Annotated in this window: 14 protein-coding genes; 10 read left to right on the forward strand and 4 right to left on the reverse strand. The window is 46.8% G+C overall.

Translation table 11 applies throughout. The features are described 5' to 3' along the window. Together MJZ26_05865 and tnpA are read left to right on the forward strand one after the other, a co-directional pair. On the forward strand, positions 1–8460 hold the full coding sequence (locus MJZ26_05865) for a hypothetical protein (GenBank protein MCQ2105300.1): 8460 nt from the start codon (positions 1–3) through the stop codon (positions 8458–8460). Positions 8461–8625: 165 nt separating this feature from the next. Further along, positions 8626–9063 carry an IS200/IS605 family transposase gene (gene tnpA, locus MJZ26_05870; GenBank protein ID MCQ2105301.1) on the forward strand — a complete coding sequence of 146 codons (438 nt, stop codon included), beginning with the start codon at positions 8626–8628 and terminating at the stop codon, positions 9061–9063. A 149-nt stretch (positions 9064–9212) separates the two neighbouring features. Here the strand turns inward: tnpA and MJZ26_05875 are convergent, their stop codons facing one another. Continuing rightward, entirely contained in the window at positions 9213–10007 is a 795-nt protein-coding gene (locus MJZ26_05875) for an IS3 family transposase (GenBank protein ID MCQ2105302.1), read from the reverse strand. A 26-nt stretch (positions 10008–10033) separates the two neighbouring features. Next, positions 10034–10558, reverse strand: a complete 525-nt coding sequence (locus MJZ26_05880; GenBank protein ID MCQ2105303.1) for a helix-turn-helix domain-containing protein — start codon at positions 10556–10558, stop codon at positions 10034–10036. A gap of 148 nt (positions 10559–10706) precedes the next feature. Here MJZ26_05880 and MJZ26_05885 point away from each other — a divergent pair, with 148 nt between their 5' ends. Continuing rightward, positions 10707–11831, forward strand: coding sequence for a hypothetical protein (locus MJZ26_05885; protein ID MCQ2105304.1), 1125 nt, complete (start codon positions 10707–10709; stop codon positions 11829–11831). An 11-nt stretch (positions 11832–11842) separates the two neighbouring features. Here MJZ26_05885 and MJZ26_05890 read toward each other — a convergent pair whose 3' ends face one another. Beyond that, on the reverse strand, positions 11843–13639 hold the full coding sequence (locus tag MJZ26_05890; protein ID MCQ2105305.1) for an AAA family ATPase: 1797 nt from the start codon (positions 13637–13639) through the stop codon (positions 11843–11845). 118 nt (positions 13640–13757) lie between these two features. Between MJZ26_05890 and MJZ26_05895 the strand changes: the two genes are divergently transcribed. From MJZ26_05895 to MJZ26_05925, 7 genes are all read left to right on the forward strand, one after another. Beyond that, on the forward strand, positions 13758–15434 hold the full coding sequence (locus MJZ26_05895; GenBank protein ID MCQ2105306.1) for a LamG domain-containing protein: 1677 nt from the start codon (positions 13758–13760) through the stop codon (positions 15432–15434). Positions 15435–15655: 221 nt separating this feature from the next. After that, positions 15656–18406, forward strand: coding sequence for a BamA/TamA family outer membrane protein (locus tag MJZ26_05900; GenBank protein MCQ2105307.1), 2751 nt, complete (start codon positions 15656–15658; stop codon positions 18404–18406). 8 nt (positions 18407–18414) lie between these two features. After that, positions 18415–18936 carry an OmpH family outer membrane protein gene (locus tag MJZ26_05905; protein MCQ2105308.1) on the forward strand — a complete coding sequence of 174 codons (522 nt, stop codon included), beginning with the start codon at positions 18415–18417 and terminating at the stop codon, positions 18934–18936. A gap of 99 nt (positions 18937–19035) precedes the next feature. Then, positions 19036–19611, forward strand: coding sequence for a hypothetical protein (locus MJZ26_05910; protein MCQ2105309.1), 576 nt, complete (start codon positions 19036–19038; stop codon positions 19609–19611). Positions 19612–19707: 96 nt separating this feature from the next. Beyond that, the gene (gene ettA, locus MJZ26_05915; GenBank protein MCQ2105310.1) at positions 19708–21396 is read left to right on the forward strand and encodes an energy-dependent translational throttle protein EttA; all 1689 of its coding nucleotides are present in this window, start codon (positions 19708–19710) and stop codon (positions 21394–21396) included. A gap of 123 nt (positions 21397–21519) precedes the next feature. Continuing rightward, complete coding sequence (locus MJZ26_05920; GenBank protein MCQ2105311.1) at positions 21520–22170, forward strand: ABC transporter permease subunit; 651 nt, start codon at positions 21520–21522, stop codon at positions 22168–22170. A gap of 56 nt (positions 22171–22226) precedes the next feature. Further along, positions 22227–23711 carry a hypothetical protein gene (locus MJZ26_05925; protein MCQ2105312.1) on the forward strand — a complete coding sequence of 495 codons (1485 nt, stop codon included), beginning with the start codon at positions 22227–22229 and terminating at the stop codon, positions 23709–23711. A 25-nt stretch (positions 23712–23736) separates the two neighbouring features. Here the strand turns inward: MJZ26_05925 and fliB are convergent, their stop codons facing one another. Beyond that, a complete protein-coding gene (gene fliB, locus MJZ26_05930; protein ID MCQ2105313.1) occupies positions 23737–24861 on the reverse strand; it encodes a flagellin lysine-N-methylase in 1125 nt (374 codons plus the stop codon). Between the last annotated feature and the right edge of the window lie 128 nt (positions 24862–24989).

Consider the following 24989-nt stretch of genomic DNA (forward strand, 5'->3'; position numbering starts at 1 on the left):
ATGAAATTGCAGAAAAATAAAGGCGTTGCCCTTATCACAGTTCTTTTGTTTATGTTGGTAGCAACAATTGCTGCTACGGCCGTTTTTAAATGGATTCAGGCCCAGAACCGGGCAAGCGCTTCTCAACTCAAGCAGAATGAGGCTTATCAGGCGTCTCAAGCTGGTATAAATGCGGCAAGGTCCTGGCTTGCCTATAATGGGCAAGAAACTGCAGCTTTAGTCACACAGTTTGAACGAGAAAAAACACCCATTCTCCTAGATTCTATGCTGACTCCGTTAACATCAAAAATGCAGCAGGGGTATTCTGTATACTTGACGAATGTTGACGCAAGCAATGCATCGGATGTAAAGTTGAAGATTGTCTCTGTGGGCAAGGGACGACATAATTCAGTTTATTCCCAAGTGGCGATTCTTGGAGTAAACGGTTTGTATAAGGTGAAAGTCCCTGTTAAGATTTCTAAGGCGTCTGTGCCATATAATTACTCCTATTTTGGAGGTTCCACCACTTTCCAGGGCGAACATAAGGGAACCGCCATGTTAATCAATGGAAACTGGAGCGGAAACCCTGGCGAACTTGATGAGGATTTCATTGTTACAGGAAATGTCTCATTAAGTGGTAATAAAATTGAAATCGGGAAAACAGCCTGTATTGGCGGGGACATGAATACCCAGAACGGTTCTATTGTCAATGATATCTATGTGGGTGGAAAGTCTGTTAACATGGATATTTCAGCAAGGGGAAATGCCTATTTCGAAGGGGATGTTTTTGAAAAATCTTGTTGGTCATGGCCTGGAGGTTCCAGTTGCTCTTATAGTGTAGGTGCAAAGTCTGATACAATTGCCAAGAACATGACGTTGAATGGAACTATGGGACTGAATTTGCAAAGTCACAATTTTGTTGTAGGCGGAAATCTTTGCTTAACCAATAGAGGAAAAATTGATTTTGGAACAAGCACGAGCAAGAAGTTTATGGCTGTGGGTAACGTGTATATACCTTCGGGTACGAACGCCCTTCAGCCTTTTGAAGATTGGAGTGATGAAGCTGATAAAAGAGCGGGCAGCCGCTATCTTGGAGGACCTGGTAAAGACGTATATGTTGCCACGGCAAATGTATGTAAAAATTCTGATCGTCAAAAATATAGACTTAGTAACTGTCCAACAACATATACACTGTATGATTACGAAGGAAATGTCTCTGGGCAGACAAAATTCTCTAGCGATGGAAATGTAACCAAATCCATTCCTGCAACGGCTCCGTTTGAATGTGCAGAATCTGTCAAGGAATACTGTGATTCTAAATGGGAGAAAAAGGCTGGGGGATGCGATGGAAGCAAGTATAAGATCGACGACTTGCTGTCAGCTGGTTATGATCAATTCAAATCTTTTGCAAATAAGGCGAAGTGCACCCAGAATGTGCTAAATTCCAGCACTACTGAATTCGATGCTTCTGCAATGAGTTCCTGCTACACAAATCAATTAAATGACGCCGACAGCAACAGGGCTAACCTTTATAATGAATATATGGTTGTCCGCTTTGCTGGGGGAAGCGAAGACGGAGCTGCCAAAATACTGGGAAGTGTCAAAGGCAAGCTAAAGGGAAAGTTTATTTTCCTTTTTGAGACTCAGGTAAATTACAATATTTATATGCCCGAAACTACGGATGACAGCTATGTATTTGTCTATATGAAGGAAGGTAGTACTTCTGAAATTTGGCAGGGGGGAAGCACAGGTCCTTGGAACTACTTCTTCTATTTGGAAAAGAGTGTCAAAAAGTTAACAACATCAAAGGATTGGAACGGATCGTTCTATGCCGCAGTAGGTGATGGCAATTGCGCTAAAATCAGTCAAATGGATGGTGGTGGAAAACTCAATTTTGACCCTGAACTAATGCAGGACATGATTGATGCTGGTATCATCTGCGCTTATGGTGAAGTGTGTACTCCGTCAACGGGTTCATCTACTCCTGGCAGTGGCTCTGGTGAAGAAAGCTCTGGAGCATCAGATGGTTATGACAACCAGTGGATTTCCTATGGCCCTCGTGTAAAAATAAATCTTGCATCTCAGTATGCGAATACGGAGTCTTTTGAATACAGCGAACTGAATCCGTCCTTAATCGTAATGCCTCGCTTGATTTACCTGGCCAAGGACAAGAAACTTTACGAAAATGGATCTTACCAGTATTCCGTATTGTACTTGGGCGGTGCAAAAAATCCCTCGGATGAGGGAACCTTCGCGGGTGATGTCAGTTGCTATGTAGGAAATAAAGTGGAAGCTGGAGCCTCCATCGGAAAATCAGACCCCTTTACCAAAACTGGTTTGCATACTTGCTTATATAAGGAATATGTTGACGGAGTTCAGTTATCTTCTTATTTCTGGGTTTGGGTCGTTGACGAATCTTCAAGTACCGTGGTTTCTTTCCCTTCTGCCTCAGATGAATTTGAATGTTCTGAAGGTGGCGAAACGAAACAAATTGCGGTAAATATTGCTAACAGTGGAAATGAGGGAAAGCTAAAGGTTCTTGTGTACAATACAACAGGAAGTGGTATTGGTATTTCCGCAAATAGTTCCTACTTGTCCTCCAAGGGGGCAGAAGGTTATACCACAACCTATGAATTTAATGTTCCCAAGGCTACAAGTATTCCTGATTTGTTTACCATGACCATGAATGACTGCGAAAACGTGACGGGATTCGTCCAGTTCCAGATGGTCGACGACAATGCAGAAGACCTTGTTTTTGTAGGTTCTCCTAGCAATTTGCTTTATATTTTCTCAGGTCCTGAGCCTAATGTGCAAAGAGAAGAAATTTCTCAGGATATGACCTTGGACGCTCAAGTCAAGGATTCTTTGAATAAAATACCTGATTGTAAAGATATAGATGGAGGCATGATTGGAGAAGAGGTATGGAGTGCTCGCACCATAGAAAGTAATCCTGGTGGTTGTAAGAAACGCCAAAGTCCCTCCATTGGCCCGTGGCTTTGCAATGCTGGCGAGACCGTTGACAACATGACTGCAGCTGGTTATGACGAGGATCTGTGCGAAGTTGTTCAGACGAATCATCCTCAAGTTGCTGGCGGAAAAATTATGACTTATGTTTACGCAAGTCTTAAAGCTCGCCCCTTGACCTTGACCATTGATGTTAGCGGCATTAAGGGTCGTGTGACTACAGATACAGTGAATACTTGGCATAAGGAAAGTCGGACCAATGTAGATGACACGGAATATGAAGTTGCTGTTATCGATGAATATGGCAAGGAACTTGGCGTCTGCCGTACAGGAGGAGCTGGCCAATGTAAATTTACCACTTATGCAGGCGGTACCTACCATCTGTTAGCTTCTTCCACAAACTTCAGCCACTATAGTGTATATTGCAACAGTAACGCTACCTGTACCAAGACTAAATGGTACTACCATAAGGGAATCAAGAGAGAACTTGTGGTAGTCATGAAGGAAGATACTAAGGTCAGGGCAAATTTCACGAGAACAGGTTATTGCTTTACTGAAGATTTCAAGCATCTACACAGTTACTGTAGTTATGATGTGACCCCGGTGGCTTACGCAGGTGGAGAAGAACTTTGGTTAAAGAATGGTAAAGGCGGGTGGGTTGATAAAGGTTCAATTAATGGTTATTTAAAAAATTTAGATGGGTCTGGAACGTTCAATGCCGTAGAGGCTACTGTTCACGATTATGCAAGAGGTCCACAGCTGGATGGGTCAACTGCTTATTGCATAGACCAGTGTGTGACTACAAAGAATTATCGGTATACGGGTAATAAGGAAACTGGTGTTCCCGATGCAAAATTTCGATTCTATCCTACCATCTGTTCTGTTACGGGGAACAAGGATATTCCCGAGAATGAAACTGCTGCTTATAAGGAAGATCAGAATAAGGATTACTGGAGCTATTGGGACCCCGGAGAAAGAGAATATCCTTCTCCAAAAGCTTCAAACAAACATTATGCTTGTGCTGTTGGAAAGAACGCCTCCGACCCGGCAATTAGAGACTGTGATCCGGAAACGGATCCAAAACACTGTATTATTGATGAATGTAAGGGACCTGCTCCATTAGACATGCCTAGAGTTAGGGGCGGCTATTACCGCCCTGACGATCCCTATTCTCCCTGGATGCGAGTCTTGGGAGTACATATGTCCCAGAATGTGAAATCGGGACCGATTATCGGTCAAGATATAGGCTCCCAATGGAATACGGCTCCTTTTGTCAACAGAGACCAGGGATATATGACAACTGGTCATAATACAACGACTCCTGATGTTGTTATGCGCAAAGCTGCGGCTGGGTACAATGGTACCTATAGCAAAATTTTTAAGATTATGACGAATACAGCATCGTATTCTTGGGGTAGTGGCAATACATTTATATTTAGGTCTAACCCGTCTGCCACATCCTTCTACCACGCTACAGTAATTGCTGGTGACCAAATTGAAAAGTATAAGAACCAGGGTGTTTCCGCAAACGAAACCCGTGGTAGCCATATTCTCGTATGTTATTGTACAAATGAAACATGCCCAGCCTATAGTCCCTACGATCCTCCGACAAGCGGTGAATATAGCCGCGGTTGGGGGTCTGCTGTAAACCTAGCCTCTCGATTCCGTGAAACAGGAAAAAAACCATACAACGATTACTCGAATTCAAATCCGGGAAAAGGTTTTAAGGATTTTTGGAACATTGATGGTGGTACTGACAATTTAGGGCACTGTGCAGTAGCCCCTGTTGTTACGAATATTCCATTCTCTGAATTGAAAGATCGAGTCCTTGAACTTAAGGTTGACTTAGATGAAGATACGGCATTTGTCACTCTGGCTTATTCTTCAGACATTTCCAATGTTGCTGGCGTTGGTATCAGCTCTTACATGGTGTATTCCAGGGCGTCATTTAACCTAAACGACCCCGAACTCTTCGGGTTTAAAAAATCCTTGGGATACAAGGAAGAAGAAACCCCCATGTACAAATTTAAGCACAATGTGAATGGCGCTCAGGATTCTGCAGTTTATGTTGGATTCTCTATGCATGATCCCTATGAGCAGGTTTATAATATTGAATGGCGTTCTGGCGGTAACTGCGATACAAAGTTGAATATGCGTCCTCAGATCTACTGTGGATTTGAAAATAATGTGGCCCCAGTAAATAAGACCAAAATGCCTGTGTACTATGTGTATGACTACTGCCCCGATGGTGCCGAGTGTGATTGTGATTATTCGTTTACTTTGAATGGAAATCCCTGGTATGGAACCCTTAGTGAAGTCCGTAACTATTCTTATGGTGAACTTGCGGTTTCTGCAAATTGTCGTGTTGTCCGTGATGGCATTGATGGCGCAACCCGTACAGAGGAACATGTCACGGGAGCTTGCAATGCTTTCTCTACCTATGATCCGTCAATTGAAAATTCTTGTACGGAAACATACAACATATTCCTTCAAAGAGAAGTTGCGTCAAAAAGCGATAACTTTGATTATATCGATCTGAATGAATCAAGGATATCCTCCATTGACAGAACATACGCTTTTGCGGATAACAAGGTGTCTGTGAGTGTTTCGCCAAACACATCAGTTGATGAAGCCAGCACTGCGACAAACATTAGTGACCTCAATATGACCATTACATGTGGCGAAGGTAGCTGTGAATATGCCAAGAACTGGTACTTAAAGGATGCCTCCTATTATAGCACTACAACAACTCTTGGGGTCAAGGAACTAGACGGGGTGACTTATAACTATCCGAGACTGCAAAGAAATGTTAATTTGGCTGGAACGAATTTCCCGAAACTTCTAAAACTTGGCTTTAATGTGGAAGGTGCCTGGCATAATCCTGATCCTTCTCAAAAGGGTTTGCCTAACGAGTCTGGTGTTGATACCTTGTATCTAAAGCTAAGAAGTAAACTTGGGACTCCCTACCTGAACCTCCGTGATGCAGATCTTAGTTTTGATTTTATTCAAAGCTGGAATATGGATACCGTGCAGTATTGGCTGCAAGATAATTTGGGGAATAACAGCCCCGTTATGAATATTGAAACCAATTACGGTAAGGCAACCGAAGAAAATAGAGCTCTGTATGTGGGTGGGGATGATGGTTATGGCGGTTATCAGCCTATAACTGTCGGAACCGTACCAGGTGCTTATGGAATCCCCGCAGAATGTTATTCCATTAGTAGACCAAACCAGTCTTTTGATCCGGCTCATTGCAGTGATGTGGAAGTTGATGGGAAACATTACAACTGTTGCCAGGAAGGTCTTGCCTGGTGGCTGGATGCCAATGGACAAAATGTATTCCGTAGATACTCTACGGGAAGCATGACTTCTGAATGGTATAAGGGTGTCACCCCTGATTTCGATGTTGAACGCGTGTCGAAAATCTTCTTTAGGCTTGTTAATCGAAACGAAGCCGGTGCTGGTGAAACGGATATTCGTGCAGAGTCCTTTAACGGCGATATTTCGGAAACTGGAACAGCAGCCTTCGTTCATGTAGGTAACCTGAAGGCATCTTGTCCCAATGCGTTTGGTTTGGATAACTGCCGTGTAAATGGCGTTGACGCTAAAGATGCTGCTAAGAAGGCTGTGTTCAATGCCGGCGAAACGGTTATCTTGACTGCAAATGTAACCAAGTGTAAGGATGCCTACATTACAAGTAGCATTGATGGTTTGGAAGGGGATACTCCGGAATGTGTGGGCATGACAACTCTCGCAAGTTCTCCGGCAACACTCCCCATGGAAGAAAGCGATCAAGATATTTCCCTAACAGTAAGCTCTGCGATGTCCAATTGGATGACCAAGTCTTGTAGCCAGTACATTCATGTGAACCCTCTTAAGTCTAACTGTACTTGGGTAGGAACAGATGCGGTTAACTATCTGGATGATCCTGCAACTCGGGATAAGCATGAGGTTGTTTATGTGAATGACGGAAGAAATTTCCAGGCAAGTAAACCTAAGTTAGGGGCTTCTTTCGAGGGATCCTTAACAACGTTACGTACATCTCTCTACAAAAACGGAGGTATCTTTAAAAACACCGCCGGGAATGTTGAAAATTCGAATATTGAACCCTATAAAACATCCAATGCTTTTACAAAGACCTTTATCCCCAATGGTAGCGGTAAGTACGAATTCCTTTATGGAACCAATGGAAGAAGTGCGACAAACGAGCATTCCGGTGTTATCGGTGATGGAAACTGCTATGTAGATGTTGTTGTGGAACCGGTGAAGATATCTTGTTCTGTTGCAGAGGACTCTAAGGTTGCAACGGGTGGCAAGAATATTATTTTCTCGGGAACAACTAACGCTCATAAAGATGTGGCTAACAGATATTATAAAGTGACAGGACCTGATGGTTATACTTTTACATCAGGTGCTAATCCTTTTAATGTGGTAAATGTAACTGAAGGCGCAAATACATTTACCTATAATGGTTATAAAGCTCCCCATGACCCTGGAACCTATGAAGTGAGTGTAAGTTTTTACAATCAACCATACGAAAGCTGCGGCACATTCAATGTAAGTTCAATGGCGATATCAAATTGTAATGCTCCAGACGTAACATACGTGGATGACGGAAGAAATGTTGGAAGACCATCGTATTCCGTTACCTTATCTAATTACGGAACTAGTTCCAAAAGAGGCTTCTATAGAGATGGAATCTATTTCTCTGACGATGGCAATGTATCCTCAAATTCAGGGGTATTTGCAAAGAACGCCTACGATCCAATGGGTGGGTTGACTACACCAGAAAGCAAATACAAGACACATGAATTCACACTCCTTTATGGTGTGGGCTCAAGGGCTTCTCAACCTACTGGGGAATATGCTACCCCAACAGGCTGTGTTCAGAAAGTGACAATTGAACCTGTAACCTATACTTGTCAAATTGATGAGTCTTCTCGATTTGTCAAGGGAAACACATCTGTAACGATTACTGGGGTAACCAACGCTCACAGGGACGTTGCTAATCGTAGGTTGAGAATTACTGGGCCTAATGGGTATTCTAAGATTTTGACTGATTTTAACGTAACTAATGTTTCTGAAGGTGCAAATATCATTACATACAAGGGGTATACAGTTCCTGCTACCAATGGAGAATATCATGTTTCCATGAGTCTTAAGGATCAACCCTATGTGGATTGCGGTACCATTACAGTCGGAACAGAAAATCTCGCTTCCAAGGTAAGCTTTGCTTTGGAATCTGATCAGATTGAACGTTCTGGTTATGCTGATAGACAAATGTTTAATTTAGCATCGGGACAAGTTGTCTCCGTCAATAAGACTACGTCAAAATTGACTATCGGATGCTGGAGTGGAACGCCCAAGAATATCAAGTATCAGAATTGTCGAAACGAGATAAAGACTAAAACGATACCTTGCAATAATTGGACTCCCCTTGACGACATTCCTGAACAATGTACAGTTTATGTGCAGGCTGATGGAAATGACATTCACATGAAATTTGGTGCTTGGTAATTAAAGAAAGGCTCCCTTCGGGGAGCCTTTTTTGTATAACTGAAAACTACCGGCTAGGCCGGTAGTTCCGTAAAAGCCTTCTGGCGGTCATGAAAGAAGAAATCCTTTGATTAATATTGAAATGCGGTCTGCCAACTGCATCACAATAAAATCAAAGGATTTAAAATGAATGATAGAAATAAATCAACAGCCCATACCACATGGAATTGTAAGTACCATATCGTGTTTGCACCCAAGTTTAGAAGGAAAATTCTATACAATCAGAAACGAGAGCTTGTAGGAAGAATTCTCAGAAAATTGTGCGAATGGAAAGATGTGGAAATAATAGAGGCCGAAGTCTGTCCAGACCATATTCACATGCTGGTCGCCATACCGCCGAAACTCTCCGTTTCGAGTTTCATGGGGTATTTGAAAGGAAAGAGCAGCCTGGAATTGAATGACACGGTTCCTGAATTGCAGAATAAGTACGGGAACCGAGTCTTTTGGTGCCGAGGATATTATGTTGACACGGCAGGAAAAAACGCAGACCGAATTAAGGCGTATATCCGGCAACAGTTAGAGGAGGACAAACTAGGAGAACAACAGTCAATGTTTGGCAAGTAGTGCCCGTTTACGGGCGGCCTAGTAAGGACCCTAGCAGGTGGCAGATCGACGTGCGTGCCCTTGCACGCAGCTAGTATTGTAGGGCTACGCCCGTATATGAAGAACCACCGGCGAAGTGAACTGACCCCAAAAAGTTGGACGGTTTAAAGTTAGGATAAAACTGGGTTATGAGTCCGGTATTGTACCGGACTCATTCCTTTTAGGCGCAGTTTTATCCGATCATTGTTATAGTACTCGATGTATTTCTTGAGTTCTTGCTTGAAGTGGTCCATATTCTTGAAGGTGTTGGGATAGAGCAGTTCCGATTTCATAATGCCGAAGAAGTTCTCCATCATGGCGTTATCCAGGCAGTTGCCCTTACGGCTCATACTTTGCACGATGTCATGGTCTCGCAGAGTATTTTGATAGCTGTAGTGCTGGTAATGCCAGCCTTGATCGGAGTGCAGTACCAGTTTGTCACCAACATGCTTTCGTTCTAGCGCCTTGTCCAGCATCGTCATCACCATTCGCAGATCCGGATGGTCTGATATGGTGTAGCTGATGATTTCTCCGTTGTACATGTCCAGTATCGGCGACAGGTAGCACTTGTCCTGGCCGATATTTATTTGTGTCACGTCCGTTGCCCATTTCTGGTTTGGAGCTGATGCAATGAAGTTCCTGTTGATTACGTTTGGTGCAATTGCTCCTACTTCGCCCTTGTAGGAACGGTACTTGTTACGTCTGCGGACGTTCTTCAGGTTTTCCTCTTTCATGATGCGGTATACCGTCTTGTGGTTAATCGAGAAGCCTTCGTTTCGTAGTTCGTCCCTTATGCGTCGGTAGCCGTAATAGCCCTTGTTCTTTGCGTGTACGGCCTTGACTCGCTCTCGCTCGTCAGCGTAGCGGTCCGTCTTTTTCCGGATGTTGTAGTAGTATGTGGAGCGGGAGAGTCCGCTTGCCTTCAGGAGATGCTTGAGCGCGTGCTTGTCGCTCAGTCCTCGGACTGTCTCGGCCCTATACCGAACATCTCGGCATTCTCTTCCTGGTCTAGGGCCTTCAATTTTTTTAGGTAGGCATTCTCCGCTTCAAGATACTCCACACGCTCTCTAAGGCGTTCAAGTTCGGTCATGCCTTTTGTGGTTCTCTTCTTCTTGGGCATCTTAGGTGGCCTCCCTTTGGGCTTTGTTGCAAGCAGTTCTTCATAGCCGCCATGGCGGTATTTTCTCAGCCAGGACTTGATTGTACTGAAGCTGATTCCGTACTTGACGGTCGCTTCGCAACAAGATAGCGATTGTTGGATCACAGCGTCAATAGTTTGACGTTTCAGCTTCGCCGTCGCTTGAACATTCGGCTTCCGATTGGTACGCCAATCGCCTGTTAGCCTAAATTGCTGTATCCGTCGTTTGATTTCACTCAATTCAATCCCCGTTTGTTTGGATATGGAGGGCGAATCAACGTGTGAAAGATGTAGCTCCAGGACTTTAGCCCATTCTGCTTCTGTGTGTTTCTTATACATGAAAACCCCGAAAGTTGTGTCCAACTTTCGGGGTTCACATCACTTCGCCGGTGGGTCACTTTTTTTTCTTCTATAATATTTTCGGTTTTAAAATGAAAATTACACATTTTGTGTTACGCAAAATGTGTAATTTTTGTATATTGTGGTTATGAACGAATATGTGAATCCTTTTTTCATCTATGGCTATGCTGGTCCAAAGTATTTCTGCGATCGTGTTTCCGAGACGGAACAGTTAATCTCTGCATTAAAAAATGGGCGGAATGTTACCTTGCTGAGTCCTCGTCGCATGGGGAAGACCGGTCTTATTATGCGGGTGTTTGATGAGATTAAGAAACGAGATAAAAATTCAGCTTGTTTCTATGTGGATATCTATCCAACAAGGTCTCTTGAAGATTTTGTTACTCTGCTGGGTAAAGTTGTTCTGGGTGCTTTAGACGGCTTGGGCAAGAAGGCCTTGAATGCTGCGGTCTCCGTTTTCAAAAGTTGTAAGTTGACTATGGCCGTTGATCCTGTGACGGGAAACCTTCAACCGGCACTTGATTTCCATCCTAAAGAAACAAAGAATACTTTGTCTGATATATTTTCATACTTGAAAAATTCAGAAAGGGAATGTTTTATCGCTATTGATGAATTCCAGCAGATTTCAGAATATGGTGATGAAACCGTAGAAGCTTTGTTGCGTTCGTATGTCCAGTTTTGTCCGAATGTCCACTTTATTTTTTCGGGTAGCAAGCATCACCTGATGTCCGAAATGTTTAGCTCCGTGGGGCATCCGTTCTATCGTAGCACGGAAATGTTTCATCTTTACGCTATTGAAAAAAAGTCGTACTATGAATTTGCCAATGGCTGGATGAAAAAGGCTAAAATCAATTTGCCTAGAGATTGCTTTGAAGCCTTGTATGATCGGTTAGAAGGGCATACTTGGTATATGCAGACCGTGTTGAACCGTCTTTACGAGATGGCGCCAAAGGAGGTTTGCCTGGACGATGTCAATATGTGTATTCGCAGGATTATGGTGTCCGAGATGGATGCCTATCAACGAATGCAGAATGTCTTGACTTTTAACCAGAATCGTCTGCTGTTGGCCATTGCGCTTGCGGGCTGTGTTTCTGCTATTAATTCAGGTGAATTCGTAAAGAGCAGCGGGTTGAAAACGGCTAGCTGTGTTAATCGTGCTTTGGAGTATTTGCTGGACAAGGAATATGTGATGCAAACGCCAAAGGGATATGTGGTTTACGATAAGTTCTTTGCTCTGTGGCTTAAGGGGATGTAAGTCGGCTAGTATCACCCTTCTAGGCTGCCTTCGATGATCCAGCGGCAGAGTTCTTCGATGCTGGCGTAGTCGGGGAGGGTCTTTATGAAGTTGGGGGATTTGCTGCGGTCGATGAACTTGCTCCAGGTGGCTTCGTTCTTGGCGTCGAGTCCCAGGTGTTCTTCGATGGCGCCCTTGGTCCACACCCAGATTCCCTGGCTGCGGAGTTTGGCGTGAATGCTTCTGATGGGGCGTTCTGCCTCGGGCATGGCGGCCATCATGGCGTAGGCCTGAGCCGCAGTAGTATTGCTGTGCTTGCTTACGGGCAGTCCGTTCACTAGGCGCAGGTGCTGGTGGAAGGCCAGCTCCCTAAAGAGCCCCAGGCAGTATTTAATGTCGGGATCGTTGTAATCCAGGAAGCCGTCGTGGGTGGCGGTTGTAAAGGCGTAGTCCAGGTCCACAATGGCGCGAACCGGCATGTCCATGGCGTCTAGCACCTGCATGCTCTTTCGGGTGTTGCTGACGCCACCTTGGCGTACCAGGGCGCATTTGATCAGTGCGAAGCTTTGCCCTGTAATGCGCTCGAAGAGCGCAGGCAACACCCGCAGCTCTGTCTTGCCTTCGGTAAGCAGTACATAGTCGGCAAAGAGCAGTTCGTTGCTGTTGCTTAGGCTGAAAAGCATCTGGAGCTGGCTGGGCGCGTCTTGCACCACCTGGTGTACGGCGTCTTCCATACGCTTACGCATAAAGGTGCCGCGTTCCTTGTTCTTGCGAATCAGAAGTGAGGTGCTTACGTCTTCGCTGGTGACCATCTGGGCGGAGTGGGTGGCGAACACCACCTGGTAACCTTCGTTGCTCAGGTTCTTGAGGGCCACGCGGACCAGTTCCACTGCCTGCGGGTGCAGGTACAGTTCCGGGGAATCGATGAGCAGCATGGTGCGGCTCAGGTAATGATTGTTGTGGTGCTTCTTGATGTCGGCCAGGTAGCGGATCAGTGCCATCTGGATGGCTCGCTTGGATCCTGCGCCCATGCGTTCGATATTGCGTTCAAAGCCGTCGTCTTCGTCAATGACCTTGAGGGTAGCCTTCTTGAGGAAGGTTTCCAGGGTGGGTACGGGAATGTCCAGCTCCACCTTGACGCTGGGGAACAGGGGTTTCAGCTTTTCGTTGACGTCGTGGTCAAAGGCTCCCAGCTCCTCGGCGCGGTTTTCGCTGTCGGGGGAGAGTATGTCGCTGAACTTGTTCAGAAGCAGGTTGATTTCGCCACCGAAACGCCTTTCAAGGGGCTTGAAAATTTCGTGAAGTAGCTTAGTGAAGGCCTGGTTGCCTTCAAAATCCCAGATGGCGATGGATTCGGGGAACATTCTGTTGAATGCAGCCAAAAAGTCGGGATTTGCTCGGACCCATTCCTGCCTGTTCGCCCCGTTTCGCTTATTTGAGGGCACAAATACGAAGATTTCTACGGATTCCGGGTTTTCTCCCGGGATTCTTTGCACCTTTTTGATGCGAAGTTGACCTACGACCTGGGCGTTTACATGCAAAAAGGGCTTGATTGCCGCAGCGCGTTCCTCGCCAAGACGGGCGATAACCTGCTCGGATATGCCGTCGAAGACGCCTTCTACCTCCACGGCTTCGTTGGGGTCGTCAAAATAGGAGATGTCCAGGGAAAAACTGGACAAAAGCCAGCGGATTCCCATTAAAATGTTTGTTTTTCCGGCGTTGTTGTAGCCGATCAGTGCCGTAAAGTTACTAAGAGGGAATGTCTGACGCTGGATAGAGCGCAGATTCGCGATGGTAATTTCGGATAATCTTAGTGCTTGTGGCTGCATACCTTGAATGTATATAAAAATGGGCCGTTGTCCATAGGCAACGGGATTATTTTTTTGCGTTGTCTGCCATAGGGGGCTGAAAATTATATTTATATTGGTGAAGATGAGTTTGGATTGTATGAAAGTGCGTTTTGCTACCATGGGTGCCATTTTGGTGGGCTGCCTGTCTGCGACTTTTGTTGGTTGTTCTGAATCTAGCAGTGTGGCCGGCAATAGTGCCGAAACCGGGTCTCCGGAATTGGCTGGTATTTTATATTTGGACGACGGCACTCCGGCCCGTAACGCCCGAGTGCGTATTGTGGGCTCCAGTTTTGACTATTTTCACGGTAGTGTTCTTGACGATGTTGTGGAGGTGAACGCCGATTCCAATGGTGCCTTTGCCGTGGATTCTCTGCCTAAGGATTTGTCCAGCTATTCCTTGGAAGCATTCCATGAGGAATCTGGAAAGCGTCTGTTGATCAAGAACTTGAGCAAATCCGACAGTCTTGTTGACGATACCCTCCAGAATCCGGGTTCTGCCATTCTTGATATGGAACAGGAGTCAGGTCTTGATATAGAGGGCCTGACGGGCCGTGCCACCATTGTGGGTACCACATTTACACAGGATGTGGTTGTCAAGGATGACCATGTCTACGTTGATTCCCTGCCGGAAGGATCCTTGGATGTGGAGGTGCGCCTGTTTGCGAAGGATACGATTCTTGCGTCCTTTGACAGGTTGAATGTCGTTGCGGATTCTACCGTGCGTGTTGAAGTCAACTATTTCGTAGAAAAAGAGCCCCAGGTGCCGGATACGGTTGTTCTTGACTATGCGGCATCCCTGAAGCTCCAGAATGTTTCCTTTGATTCTGCGGGTCCGGTGCTTACGGATATTCCTCTTGCATTCCGCATGAACAGTTCTGTTCTGTCTTTCGATAGCGTTACTGTTGCGGATAGCCTGGGCCGTTTCGAGGCTTATCGCATCAATGCCACAGGCAAGCTGTCCAATTCACTGCCCATTAGCATTGCCCGTCTTGATTCGGCGGCAGGGGAGGCTGTGTTCTGGGTCCGACTCGATTCCTTGAATTTGGAAGACTCTGTAAAGATTGTGTACAATTCTCAAAAGGAGTCCCGTTATGCAACAGACGTGTTCCCATCCAATGCTGGCTATCGCCTGGTATGGCACTTTGATGAAGGTGCCGATGTTGTAAGTGATGTGGCCGAAAACAAGATTGTTTCCAATGGAATCCCTAGTGGCGTCAAGGTAATTGATGGGGTAGTAGGCAAGGCCTATGAATTCGATGGCTCCGCCTCGGTGACCGTCAAGAGTTCCGACGATAGTGAACTGAATCTTTCTGCGGACACCTTGAGTTTTGCACTTTGGGTTCGCCTGGACGATAAGGAAAATTCCAACACCATCTTTGCTAAGGATGGAATGTACAGCCTGTCTTACGTGCCTAAGGATGGTTTCGTGGTGCAGGTCCTTGAAGATGCAGACACTGCGCTGTATGTCAACACCTACCATGGTGGCGATAGCTTGATTACCGCCGGGGAATGGAACTTCGTGTATTTCCAGAACCGTAATGGAATCTACGGCTTGTACGTCAATGGAGTCAAGATCCCCCAGGGCGAAATCAAGGCTGCTACAACCACAAAGCGCGACACTTCTGCGGACTTTGTTCTAGGCAAGGGTTTCAAGGGCGCTATCGATGAACTGTTCCTTGGCACGGAAATGCGTTACGAGGAATGGATTTACGTGATGTATGCGAACCAGGATCCCAAGGGCATTTGGCCTGAGTTTACCGCGGTAAAGAAATAAGTCGTACCGTTTTCTTGAAGGAAATCCTCCTGCGATGGGAGGATTTTTTATTTGGTCCGTGAAAATTTGAGCACTAGGATGAAATTTGTCTTTGTAAGAGGTTTTTGTCTTGGGATTCGCTAATTTTTATTCCCGTTATTTTGTATTTTTGAGCGGAAAAATTGGATTTTTTAGTTACAGGTAGGTTTATTCTGCGTTCCCGCTTGTTGTTTTTTGTGTTTATGATGGTGGGCCTGGTTCAGGCTCAGCTTTTGGACATGTCCGAGATGTCCGAAAGTTACATGGTGGAGAATAAGATTCACAAAGTGAAGGTGGAAGGTACCGTCCACATGGACGAACGTTCCGTGCTGAGCCGAATCGGTATTCGCGACGGTCAGAGCTATTCTCCCACGGGCCTTACAGAAAAGGTCCAGTCTTCCGTGACTTCTCTTTACGAATCCGGCCTGTTTGACGATGTTACCGCCTGGATTGACTATGTTGGCGATGGTACCGATGTTGATTTGATCTTTAAAATTAAGGAACTGCCTGCCCTCGATACTGCTGTTCTGGAAGGCTGTGATGAAATTTCCGAGGAAGATCTGTCCCTGAAGATTCGTCTTGTTCCGGGACAGGTGTACAGCAAGAGCCAGCTGGAACGTGATCGCCAGGCTATTTTGGACTACTACCGTTCCGAAGGTTACCTGCTGGCAGAAGTGGGTTACCGCGAAACTCCCACCGATGAAAACCGTAATATGGTGACCTTTATCGTTCGAGAAGGTGAAAAGGTGAAGGTTCGTGCCTTTGATATCCAGGGTAACGACAATGTGCCCGCCGAAGACATCATGGAACACATGATTACCAAGATGGACCAGTGGTGGGGCGGCGGCGAGTTCAAGGAAAATATCTTTGAGGCGGACCGCGATACCGTATTGAATGCAATCCGTCATTTTGGCTACCTGGATGCAGAACTTACAGAATACAGTGCCGAGTACCTGCCGGACTCCACCTGTTTGTTCTATATGGGTCGAATGGTTCCCATGGGTGAGAAACTGGATGCCCTGTACAAGCAGTTGAACCTGGCCTTGGGCGATTCTGCTACCGCTCTCTACAAGATGGCCGGCAAGCCCACTATGCAGGTTACCCACTTCTTCAGGAATCACCGCAATGTGGGTGAAATGCCCTGGGTTTCCCGTCCTAAGCCGCAGGTCAAGACGGAAGAGGATGCCTGGAAGTACTTGAACGACATTATCCGTTATGAGGATGCCCGTAAGGAATGGCTCTGGATTGTGAGGGGCCGTAAGTGGAACAATCCTAAGATTGACTCCTTGTTGAAAATCGAGAAGAAGAACCACTACCAGGAAAAGCTGGTGGTTCGCTACATGATCGAAGACATGTTCCCGGCCTTGAATAAGTACGACAACATCAAGACCTCTAGCGCAATTCTTATTCATATCCACATGATTGAAGGTCGTCGCTACTACATGGGCGGTCTCCATTTCTCCGGTAACGAAGTCCTTAGCGATGGAATGCTGAACTACGCCTTCCGTCTGGATAGCGGCGAAGTCTTTGACCAGTACAAGTATGACGCTTCCCGCAAGGCCTTGCTGGATGCCTACCGTGAAGATGGCTACCTGTTTGCTACCTACGAAGAAGAACGTACCTTTACCAATGATTCCATTGTGAACCTGTCCTACAAGATGACCGAGGGCTTGCCTGCTCAGATTCATAAGGTTCATATCCATGGTAACACCAAGACCAATGAAAAGGTGATTCGTCGTGAAGTTCGTCTGTATCCGGGCGACACCTACCGTCAGTCCGCCCTTGAACGAAGCTTCCGTGAAATCATGCAGCTGAACTTCTTTGACATGGTCGTTCCTGACATCAAGGTCGTAGGTGAACAGGAAGTGGACCTTGACTTTACCGTTCAGGAAAAGGAAGCGGGAACTGGCCAGTTCAGCCTGGGTGTTTCCTATAGCGAAAGCGATGGTGTGGTTGGTACCGCCAGCGTGTCTATTCCCAACTGCTGTATGGGTGACGGTCAGGCAGCCTCCTTCAGTGTTGAATACGGCGAAGACAAGAAGAGTGCTGCAGTCAGCTTCCAGGAACCGTGGTTGCTGGATAAGCCCATTACCTTGGGTGCAAGCTTGAGCTACTCCTGGTGGAACATGAGCCGTTACGATGACCCCGACATTACCCGTTACGGTGGAAGCGTCTATCTGGGTAAGCGCCTCAAGTGGCCCGACGACTACTTCTACGGTCAGATCGGTTACAGCTGGCTTATGAACAAGCAGGGCCCGAACATCGATGACAGCTACGTTGTCTATACCGGTGTGGAATCTGCAATCAACTTCCGACTGCTGCGTGACGACAAGAACCTGCCGCAGTTCCCCACGGAAGGTTCCCGCTACGTGCTCGACATTCAGTGGGCTGACGATGCCATCTTCAGTGACTTCAACTTTGTGAAGACCGAGCTTACCATTAAGTGGTGGTTCCCGCTGTTCCGCGATCGCCTGACTCTTGCCTTGACCAATGAATACGGAGTCATCTTCGGCGACCAGCTGCAGTATCGTACTCTGTACTCTATGGGTGGCGTCATGGGTTACGAAGGCATGATGCGTGGTTATAGCTCCGGCTCCATCGGTTACCGTCGCCTGGGCCGTAGCTTCCAGTACGTAGGTGCGGAACTTCAGCTTGGCCTTGTGCCTCAGACCTTCTATCTGTTGCCCTTCTTCTTTGACGCTGGTAACGTATTCGGCGAACGATACAACCCCAAGACCAAGGTTCCGGAACCCAGCCGCAACCCGCTTAGCGAATGGGATCCCACTAGCCTCAAGAAGGACATCGGCTTTGGCTTCCGCGTTGTTGTACCTATGCTTGGTATTATCGGCTTCGACTTTGCATGGCCCTTGGATGTGGGTGAAACCTACAGTGGCTTGCAGCGTACCGAAGTGGGCAATATGGAATTCAACTTCGTTATTGGCCAGGGCTTCTAAGGAGTTTTATGAAAAAGATTCTTATTTTGTTCGTAATGACTTTGGCGCTGGGATTGTCTAGTGGCTTTGCCGAAGATGGTCTCCGCGTTGCTCACGTAGATTCCAAGCTGATCTTCGATGGTTACAAGGGAACCAAGAAGGCCCAGGAAGAATACGATCGCCAGGTGGCTAAGTGGGAACAGCAGGGTAACTTGCTGCAGAAGGAACTTGCCGCCATCAAGGAAAAACTTGATAAGCAGGTTCTGATGCTTAGCGACGAAAAGAAGCGCGAACTGGAAGCGGAATACGCCAAGAAGGATACAGAACTTAAGAACTTCATTGACCGTGTGTACGGCCGTAAGGGCGAACTGATTTCCGAAAACGAAAAGGTGAGCGGTCCCATTATCCAGTTGATCCGTAAGGCGGTTACCGAAATTGCCTTGCAGGAAGGCTACGACATGGTGGTTGACCGCGCTACCGGTGCGGTACTTTTCTGGAAGAAGGAAAACGACCTGACCCAGAAGGTTTTGGATTATCTGAATAACAGATAATTGCATAGCCCTAGGATTTGCTGAATTTATTCAGCGTCAAAAAAGTTATCTTGGTACCGCAGGGTTTTCCTGCGGTATTTTTTTTTGTTAGGAGTATTTATGAAAAAAAGAGTTTTTGCCCTGGTTGTAGCATCCCTTGCAGCAGTAAGCTTTGTTGCCTGCGGTGACGACAGCAGTTCCACCAACGCATCCAATGAACCGGGTAAGGTGCAGCCGTCTGCATTGCCTGACACGGTTCAGACCTTGGATTCTCTGCTTAACGAATACAAGTGCCGTGAATCTTACAAGTGCGCCCACGTGTATCTTGTCGAAATGTCGAACATGATGGAATGCGATGGGGATGCCTGGGTTTATCTCAGTGACTATCTGCCATCTGTTTGTGAAGAAGTTGCAGAACCGTCTTCGAGTTCTGACACCCAGGCAGAAAGTTCCAGTGATGTCATTGAAGAAAGCTTGTCTTCTTCTAGCGAGAGTTCGGAGTCTATTTTTGAACCTGCAACAGATTGCTATGAAGGTGGTGCGCAGATTACCATCAGCAATATTGAAAACTTGAATATGCAGTGCGGCGGTTCTACGGAAGGCTGGACTGTTTATGATAAAGACCATTGGACACTTTACACATGTACGGATGGCGACTGGGTTGAAGAAGAAGCGATCCCTTGCGTAATGGACTAGATGAATTTTTTATATTTTAGTAGTAAATAAAAAACGCTCATACCTCAAAGGGAGCGTAGCGACCGACCTCACACCTCAAAGCGAAGCGAGCTCACTATGGCCGAAAATAAAGCAGAAAAGTTTGTATTCTACATGTACAAGATGTGCAAGTCTTATCCCAACAAGGAAGTCTTGAAGGATATTTCCTTAAGCTTCTACTATGGCGCTAAGATTGGCATTATCGGCCAGAATGGTGCTGGTAAGTCTACGCTTTTGCGTATCATGGCCGGTATCGATAAGGAATTCCAGGGCGAAGCCTGGATTGAACCGGGCCGCACCGCAGGTTACCTGCCTCAGGAACCTCAGCTGGATCCGAACCTTACTGTCAAGGAAAACGTGATGCAGGCTGTGGCTAAGAAGCAGGCTATCCTGGATCGCTTCAACGAAATCTCCATGAAGTTCGCTGAACCCATGGAAGATGACGAAATGAACAAGCTTCTGGATGAACAGGCTAAGCTTCAGGACATCATCGACGCTCAGGACCTGTGGAGCCTGGACCGCAATATTGAAATTGCAATGGACGCTCTCCGCTGCCCGCCGGGCGACTGGCCGGTGACCAACCTTTCCGGTGGTGAAAAGCGCCGTGTGGCTCTGTGCCGCTTGCTTTTGGAAGAACCGGACCTGCTCTTGCTGGACGAACCTACCAACCACCTGGATGCAGAAACCGTGGCTTGGCTGGAACGCCACCTCCGCGAATACAAGGGCTCCGTGATTCTCGTGACCCATGACCGTTATTTCCTGGATAACGTTACCGGCTGGATTCTTGAAATCGACCGCGGTCGTGGCATTCCTTGGGAAGGTAACTATGCCCAGTGGCTGGACCAGAAGCTGGAACGTATGAAGAACGAAGAGAAGGGCGAATCTGACCGTCAGAAGCGCCTGGCTCGCGAACAGGAATGGGTCAAGCAGAGTCCCAAGGCTCGCCAGGCCAAGAACAAGGCCCGTCTTAAGGCTTACGAAGACTTGCTGGCCGAAGACTCCAGAGAAAAGATTAACGTGGCTCAGATCCACATCGCTAATGGTAACCGTCTGGGTGACATCGTTATTCAGGCAGAACATCTGCAGAAGGCCTTTGGTGAAAAGGTGCTGTTCGACGATATGAACTTCAGCCTGCCTCGCTCCGGCATCGTGGGCATTATCGGTCCTAACGGTGCTGGTAAGACCACCTTGTTCAAGATGATTACCGGTTCTGAAAAGCCCGATGCAGGTACCTTGAAGATTGGCGAAACAGTCCAGATTATTAGTATGGAACAGGGCCGCGATTCTCTGGATGATACCAAGACCGTTTGGGAATCCATTACCGGCGGTAACGACGAAATTATGGTGGGCGACCGCAAGATGAATGGCCGCGCCTACTGTGGCTTGTTCAACTTCACTGGCGCTGCCCAGCAGAAGAAACTGAACACTCTTTCTGGTGGTGAACGCAACCGCGTGCTCATGGCCAAGAACCTGCAGCAGCCCGGTAACCTGTTGTTCCTGGACGAACCTACCAACGACTTGGATATCGAAACCCTCCAGGCTTTGGAACAGGCTATCCTTAAGTTCGCAGGCTGCGCCGTGATCATCTCCCATGATCGCTGGTTCCTGGACCGTATCGCAACCCACATCCTTGCTTACGAAGGCGACTCCAAGGTGGTCTGGTTCGAAGGTAACTGGAGCGAATACGAAGCCGACCGCCGCAAGCGTCTGGGCGAAGATGCCGAAAACCCCAAGCCCATCAAGTACAAGACTCTCACACGAAACTAGTTTCCTTTGGAAACTTGTTTCGTGAATTACGAATTACGGGTTATGAATTATGAGAAAGTCGCGGAATGTTATATTTCGTACTTTGTAATTCATAATTCGTAATTAAATTGCGTAGCAATTTGCATGATTTTTCACGTTCTTAAGCATGAACTGCGATTGATTTTCCGGGAGCCCCGCTTCTGGATTCCCTTCATTATACCGCCGGTACTGTTGGCGGCGTCCCAGGGGATTGCTGTGAACCGCTATGGCGGGCAGATCATGGAGGGCATGGAAGGTTACATGATGCTTTTGCTGGGTTGCCTCATGGCGCCTATGGGCGCTCCCTTAGCAGCCGATAGTTTCGCTGGTGAACGTGAAAGAAATTCCCTGGAACTGTTGCAGCTTTCTCCTGTAAAACCAGCCCATTTGTTTTGGGGCAAACTGCTGGCGGTGTTGCCGTTCCCTCTGATGTTTTCCTTGATTTGTCAGCTGGTTTATTTTGCGGCGCATTCTGATGTTGTTCGCGGGGAGGCTGCTGCTGGCGCAATTCTCGGTTCCATGTCCGCATGCCTTTTGGTGAATGCATTTTCGTTGCTTCTTTCATTAAAAGCGAAGACGGTGCGTGCAGCTACTCAGGGAACGCTGTTCTTTATTATCCCGCTGCTGCTTTTGGTACAGTTCGGGTATCAGACTTTTTTGCAGAGCTTGGTGATGCCTGTGATATGCTTGGCGGTATCGCTGTTTGTGTGTAGCGTGGCTACTGCGGTGGGTGTGCGAAAGTTTATCAGCTTGTAGTTGTAAAGGAACTCGGAACTTGCTGAGTTTTTTATTTTGGGGTTAAGGAGAAAATTATGTTTGGCGTAAAATTTTTGAATGCGGTGGCATCGTTTTTGATGCTTGCGGTTTTGGCCAATGGGGCCATTATTGACCAAAAGCAAGTAAAGGGGGCCTCTTACAGGGTTTACCTGGAAGATGGCGTTACCTTGCCTGACAGTGCTGAGGTTGCCCAGGGTACAACGGTTTACGTAGATGTGGATGTTCAAAGAAACGATGACGGCATCTTTTATTTGGATGCGGCCTACTCGGCCGTGAATGCTTACGGCACCCCGGGTTACTACATCAATGGCCAGATGAAAAAGATTGAGGCGGGTAAGCGATACTCCTTTGTGATGTCGGAATGGAATGTCCGAGTCAATCTTTCTGTTTTTCGATTGTATTCCATTAAGTACACTGTAGATGGGAACGGCTCCGTTAGCATAAAGAATACGGTAAGGGATAACTATAATGGCGATGACTATTATATTTCGGGAAATACCGTATTCCTGGTTAATGCCGATGATGGCTATTATATGTCTTCGGCTGCCATAAGAAACTGGCCTAATAAGAAAGTCATTTCTTCTGTAAATCAGTCAAACGAAATATTTCAATTCTCTATTGACGGACAGGGCATGGATTACATTGTGGATGTGGTCTTTAAACCCATTGACGAATCGATTATGAATTCTATAGATAAGCACTGTGAAGCCGTAGATTTGCCAACTTCTGCAAAACCGGGTGCGTCGATGAATTTTACCATTCTTTGTGAAGACGGGTATAGTGTGCAGCGCCTGCATATATCCTGTGCTGAGAAGGATCCGACCTGCGGTGATAACAATGTGTCAAAAGATTCGAAAGGGGTTTACACTTTGTTTAAGTCCAATGCTGCTACAACAGTGACGAGCGATGTGTATTACAAAATGTTTTTTGTGGATGAAGGCGAATCCTATGCTCAAGATTTTTTCAGTGCCGGCGTAAAAGAGTATTTCTATGAAGGCGAGCCTATTTCCATTACGGCGAAACTTGCGGAAGATGAAATTATAAAGTCTATTCAGTATAGCTATGAAAGCGATACTGGATTGGTTAAGGATAGCTTGAAGTTTTCTTCTTGCTCTGCGACTTTCGATGATTGCGTAAGGGTGCCTAGCTTTACAATGCCTGGGACTCCGGTGACGATAACCGTTGTGCGTGAAAGTACCCTGAGTAGTTCCAGTGTTGCTGATGAAAATAGCAGCTCAAGTGGGGTTGACGAAAGCAGTAGCTCCGAGGATGATTTCGGGGACTTGACGGGTATTGAATTCAGCACGTTACAGGATGGCTTGAAATATCGGGTTTCTGTAAGCGGTCGCAGCGTGATGGTTGACGGCTTTGATGCAAACGCCATTGTTGCCGTATTTGACATGCAGGGTAGGGTGATGGTTGCCCAAAAGATGGCGCCTGGTTTTGCTGTTGAACTTCCTCGGTCTGGACGCTATTTGGTGAAGATGGGAAACGTCACTAAAGTGGTTGACGTTCGCTAAATTCGGTGCGGTTCCGCCGTGACGGTTATTGAACGTCTTGTAATATGCGGCGAAACTGTTCCACACAGAATGCAGGGTTTTCAAAGAAATTGTCGGCGAGGATTTCCATGATTTCTTCGGAGTATTCCGTCTGCTTGCTAAGCAGCTTGACTGCGTTGATTTTACGGGTTAAATCGGTGGCGCCTGCGGGGGAGTCCGCGGCCAGTTCTTCGCCAAAATGTTTCAGCAGTGTCCAGAAGTAAATGGCAAACTGAACTTTAGTTAGGCTGTCACCGTCAAACAGGCTCTTGGCGTAGTAGCGGAAAATCATGTAGGCAATGATGCGGGCGCCATCTTCGTCAGAGAATAATGACTGTGGTTGCTGCCAGCCTTTGCGGATCATGCGCTCGTAGGCTTTGTCCCAGGCGGGGCCGTAGCTTTCGCCCTTGTTGAGGATTTCTATCCAAGTTTTGCGGACCGTTTCGTTGAACGGTGTTTCTGCGTTGGGATTTTTGTTGGAGGGAATTTCGTTGCCAGAGGTTGCTTCCGCAAAATCCAGAATTTCGATGAGTCGTTGGTTTAGGGGAACGCTGTTGTTGTTTAGGATGGCGAAGATTGCTTCCCGCTCTTCAAAGATGGCATCGCGGGCTTCTTCTGCGCCTTCCGGCATTTCGTCGGGTTCGTCGTTGGTTTCTGTGTCGATGAGGGTGAGGACGGCGCGGTCCTGTTTCGCAGCATCGGAACCTGCGGTAAGCAGCAGTCTCGCCGCTTCCTCGCAGCAGAGCCCCACGCCTTTTTCCATGATGTCGCCGTAGACCTCCACAAAACGGGGATGTTCCCTACAGATGTCGCAGAGGACATTTTCACCATCGGGGCCTATATCTGTCCCGTTGCACCCCATTTCGCAAATCATTTCGCAGAGTCCGTTCTCCTTCAGGAAGGGGCATCGGTCTCCTGGCAAGAGCTTGAAATGGCCGTCTTCGATGTTGCTCAGCAGTTTCTGAAGAAATTGCTGACGACGTTCGTCCGCCTTACCGCTTCTATAAAGATCGCGGTACTTGTCGTGCGTTTTTTCATCGACATCTACTTCCCAGCCCACGCAACAGGTATCGGAACATCTGCCTCCGAGGCATTGAAACTGGTGGTAGAAACTGGGTACGCGAAGAAGCATTTGGTGGGGCCTTGTGGGGAAATTTTGACGGAAAATTTAGAAAATAAGTGTCTTTATGTTCACTACTTGCGCGGCGGACCTGCTGTGCTGGATGTCTTTTTTAGGGGAAATCTGGGTGTGAAAAGTGA

The organism is Fibrobacter sp., assembly GCA_024398965.1.
Lineage (GTDB): Bacteria > Fibrobacterota > Fibrobacteria > Fibrobacterales > Fibrobacteraceae > Fibrobacter.

Bases quoted from the DNA above. Each gene is read 5' to 3' on its own strand.
- MJZ26_05890 (MCQ2105305.1), bottom strand. From the start codon at position 13,639: ATGCAGCCACAAGCACTAAGATTATCCGAAATTACCATCGCGAATCTG.
- MJZ26_05920 (MCQ2105311.1), top strand. From the start codon at position 21,520: ATGATTTTTCACGTTCTTAAGCATGAACTGCGATTGATTTTCCGGGAG.
- MJZ26_05865 (MCQ2105300.1), top strand. From the start codon at position 1: ATGAAATTGCAGAAAAATAAAGGCGTTGCCCTTATCACAGTTCTTTTG.
- MJZ26_05880 (MCQ2105303.1), bottom strand. From the start codon at position 10,558: ATGTATAAGAAACACACAGAAGCAGAATGGGCTAAAGTCCTGGAGCTA.
- MJZ26_05905 (MCQ2105308.1), top strand. From the start codon at position 18,415: ATGAAAAAGATTCTTATTTTGTTCGTAATGACTTTGGCGCTGGGATTG.
- MJZ26_05885 (MCQ2105304.1), top strand. From the start codon at position 10,707: ATGAACGAATATGTGAATCCTTTTTTCATCTATGGCTATGCTGGTCCA.
- MJZ26_05925 (MCQ2105312.1), top strand. From the start codon at position 22,227: ATGTTTGGCGTAAAATTTTTGAATGCGGTGGCATCGTTTTTGATGCTT.
- MJZ26_05910 (MCQ2105309.1), top strand. From the start codon at position 19,036: ATGAAAAAAAGAGTTTTTGCCCTGGTTGTAGCATCCCTTGCAGCAGTA.
- tnpA (MCQ2105301.1), top strand. From the start codon at position 8,626: ATGAATGATAGAAATAAATCAACAGCCCATACCACATGGAATTGTAAG.
- MJZ26_05900 (MCQ2105307.1), top strand. From the start codon at position 15,656: ATGATGGTGGGCCTGGTTCAGGCTCAGCTTTTGGACATGTCCGAGATG.
- MJZ26_05895 (MCQ2105306.1), top strand. From the start codon at position 13,758: ATGAAAGTGCGTTTTGCTACCATGGGTGCCATTTTGGTGGGCTGCCTG.
- fliB (MCQ2105313.1), bottom strand. From the start codon at position 24,861: ATGCTTCTTCGCGTACCCAGTTTCTACCACCAGTTTCAATGCCTCGGA.
- ettA (MCQ2105310.1), top strand. From the start codon at position 19,708: ATGGCCGAAAATAAAGCAGAAAAGTTTGTATTCTACATGTACAAGATG.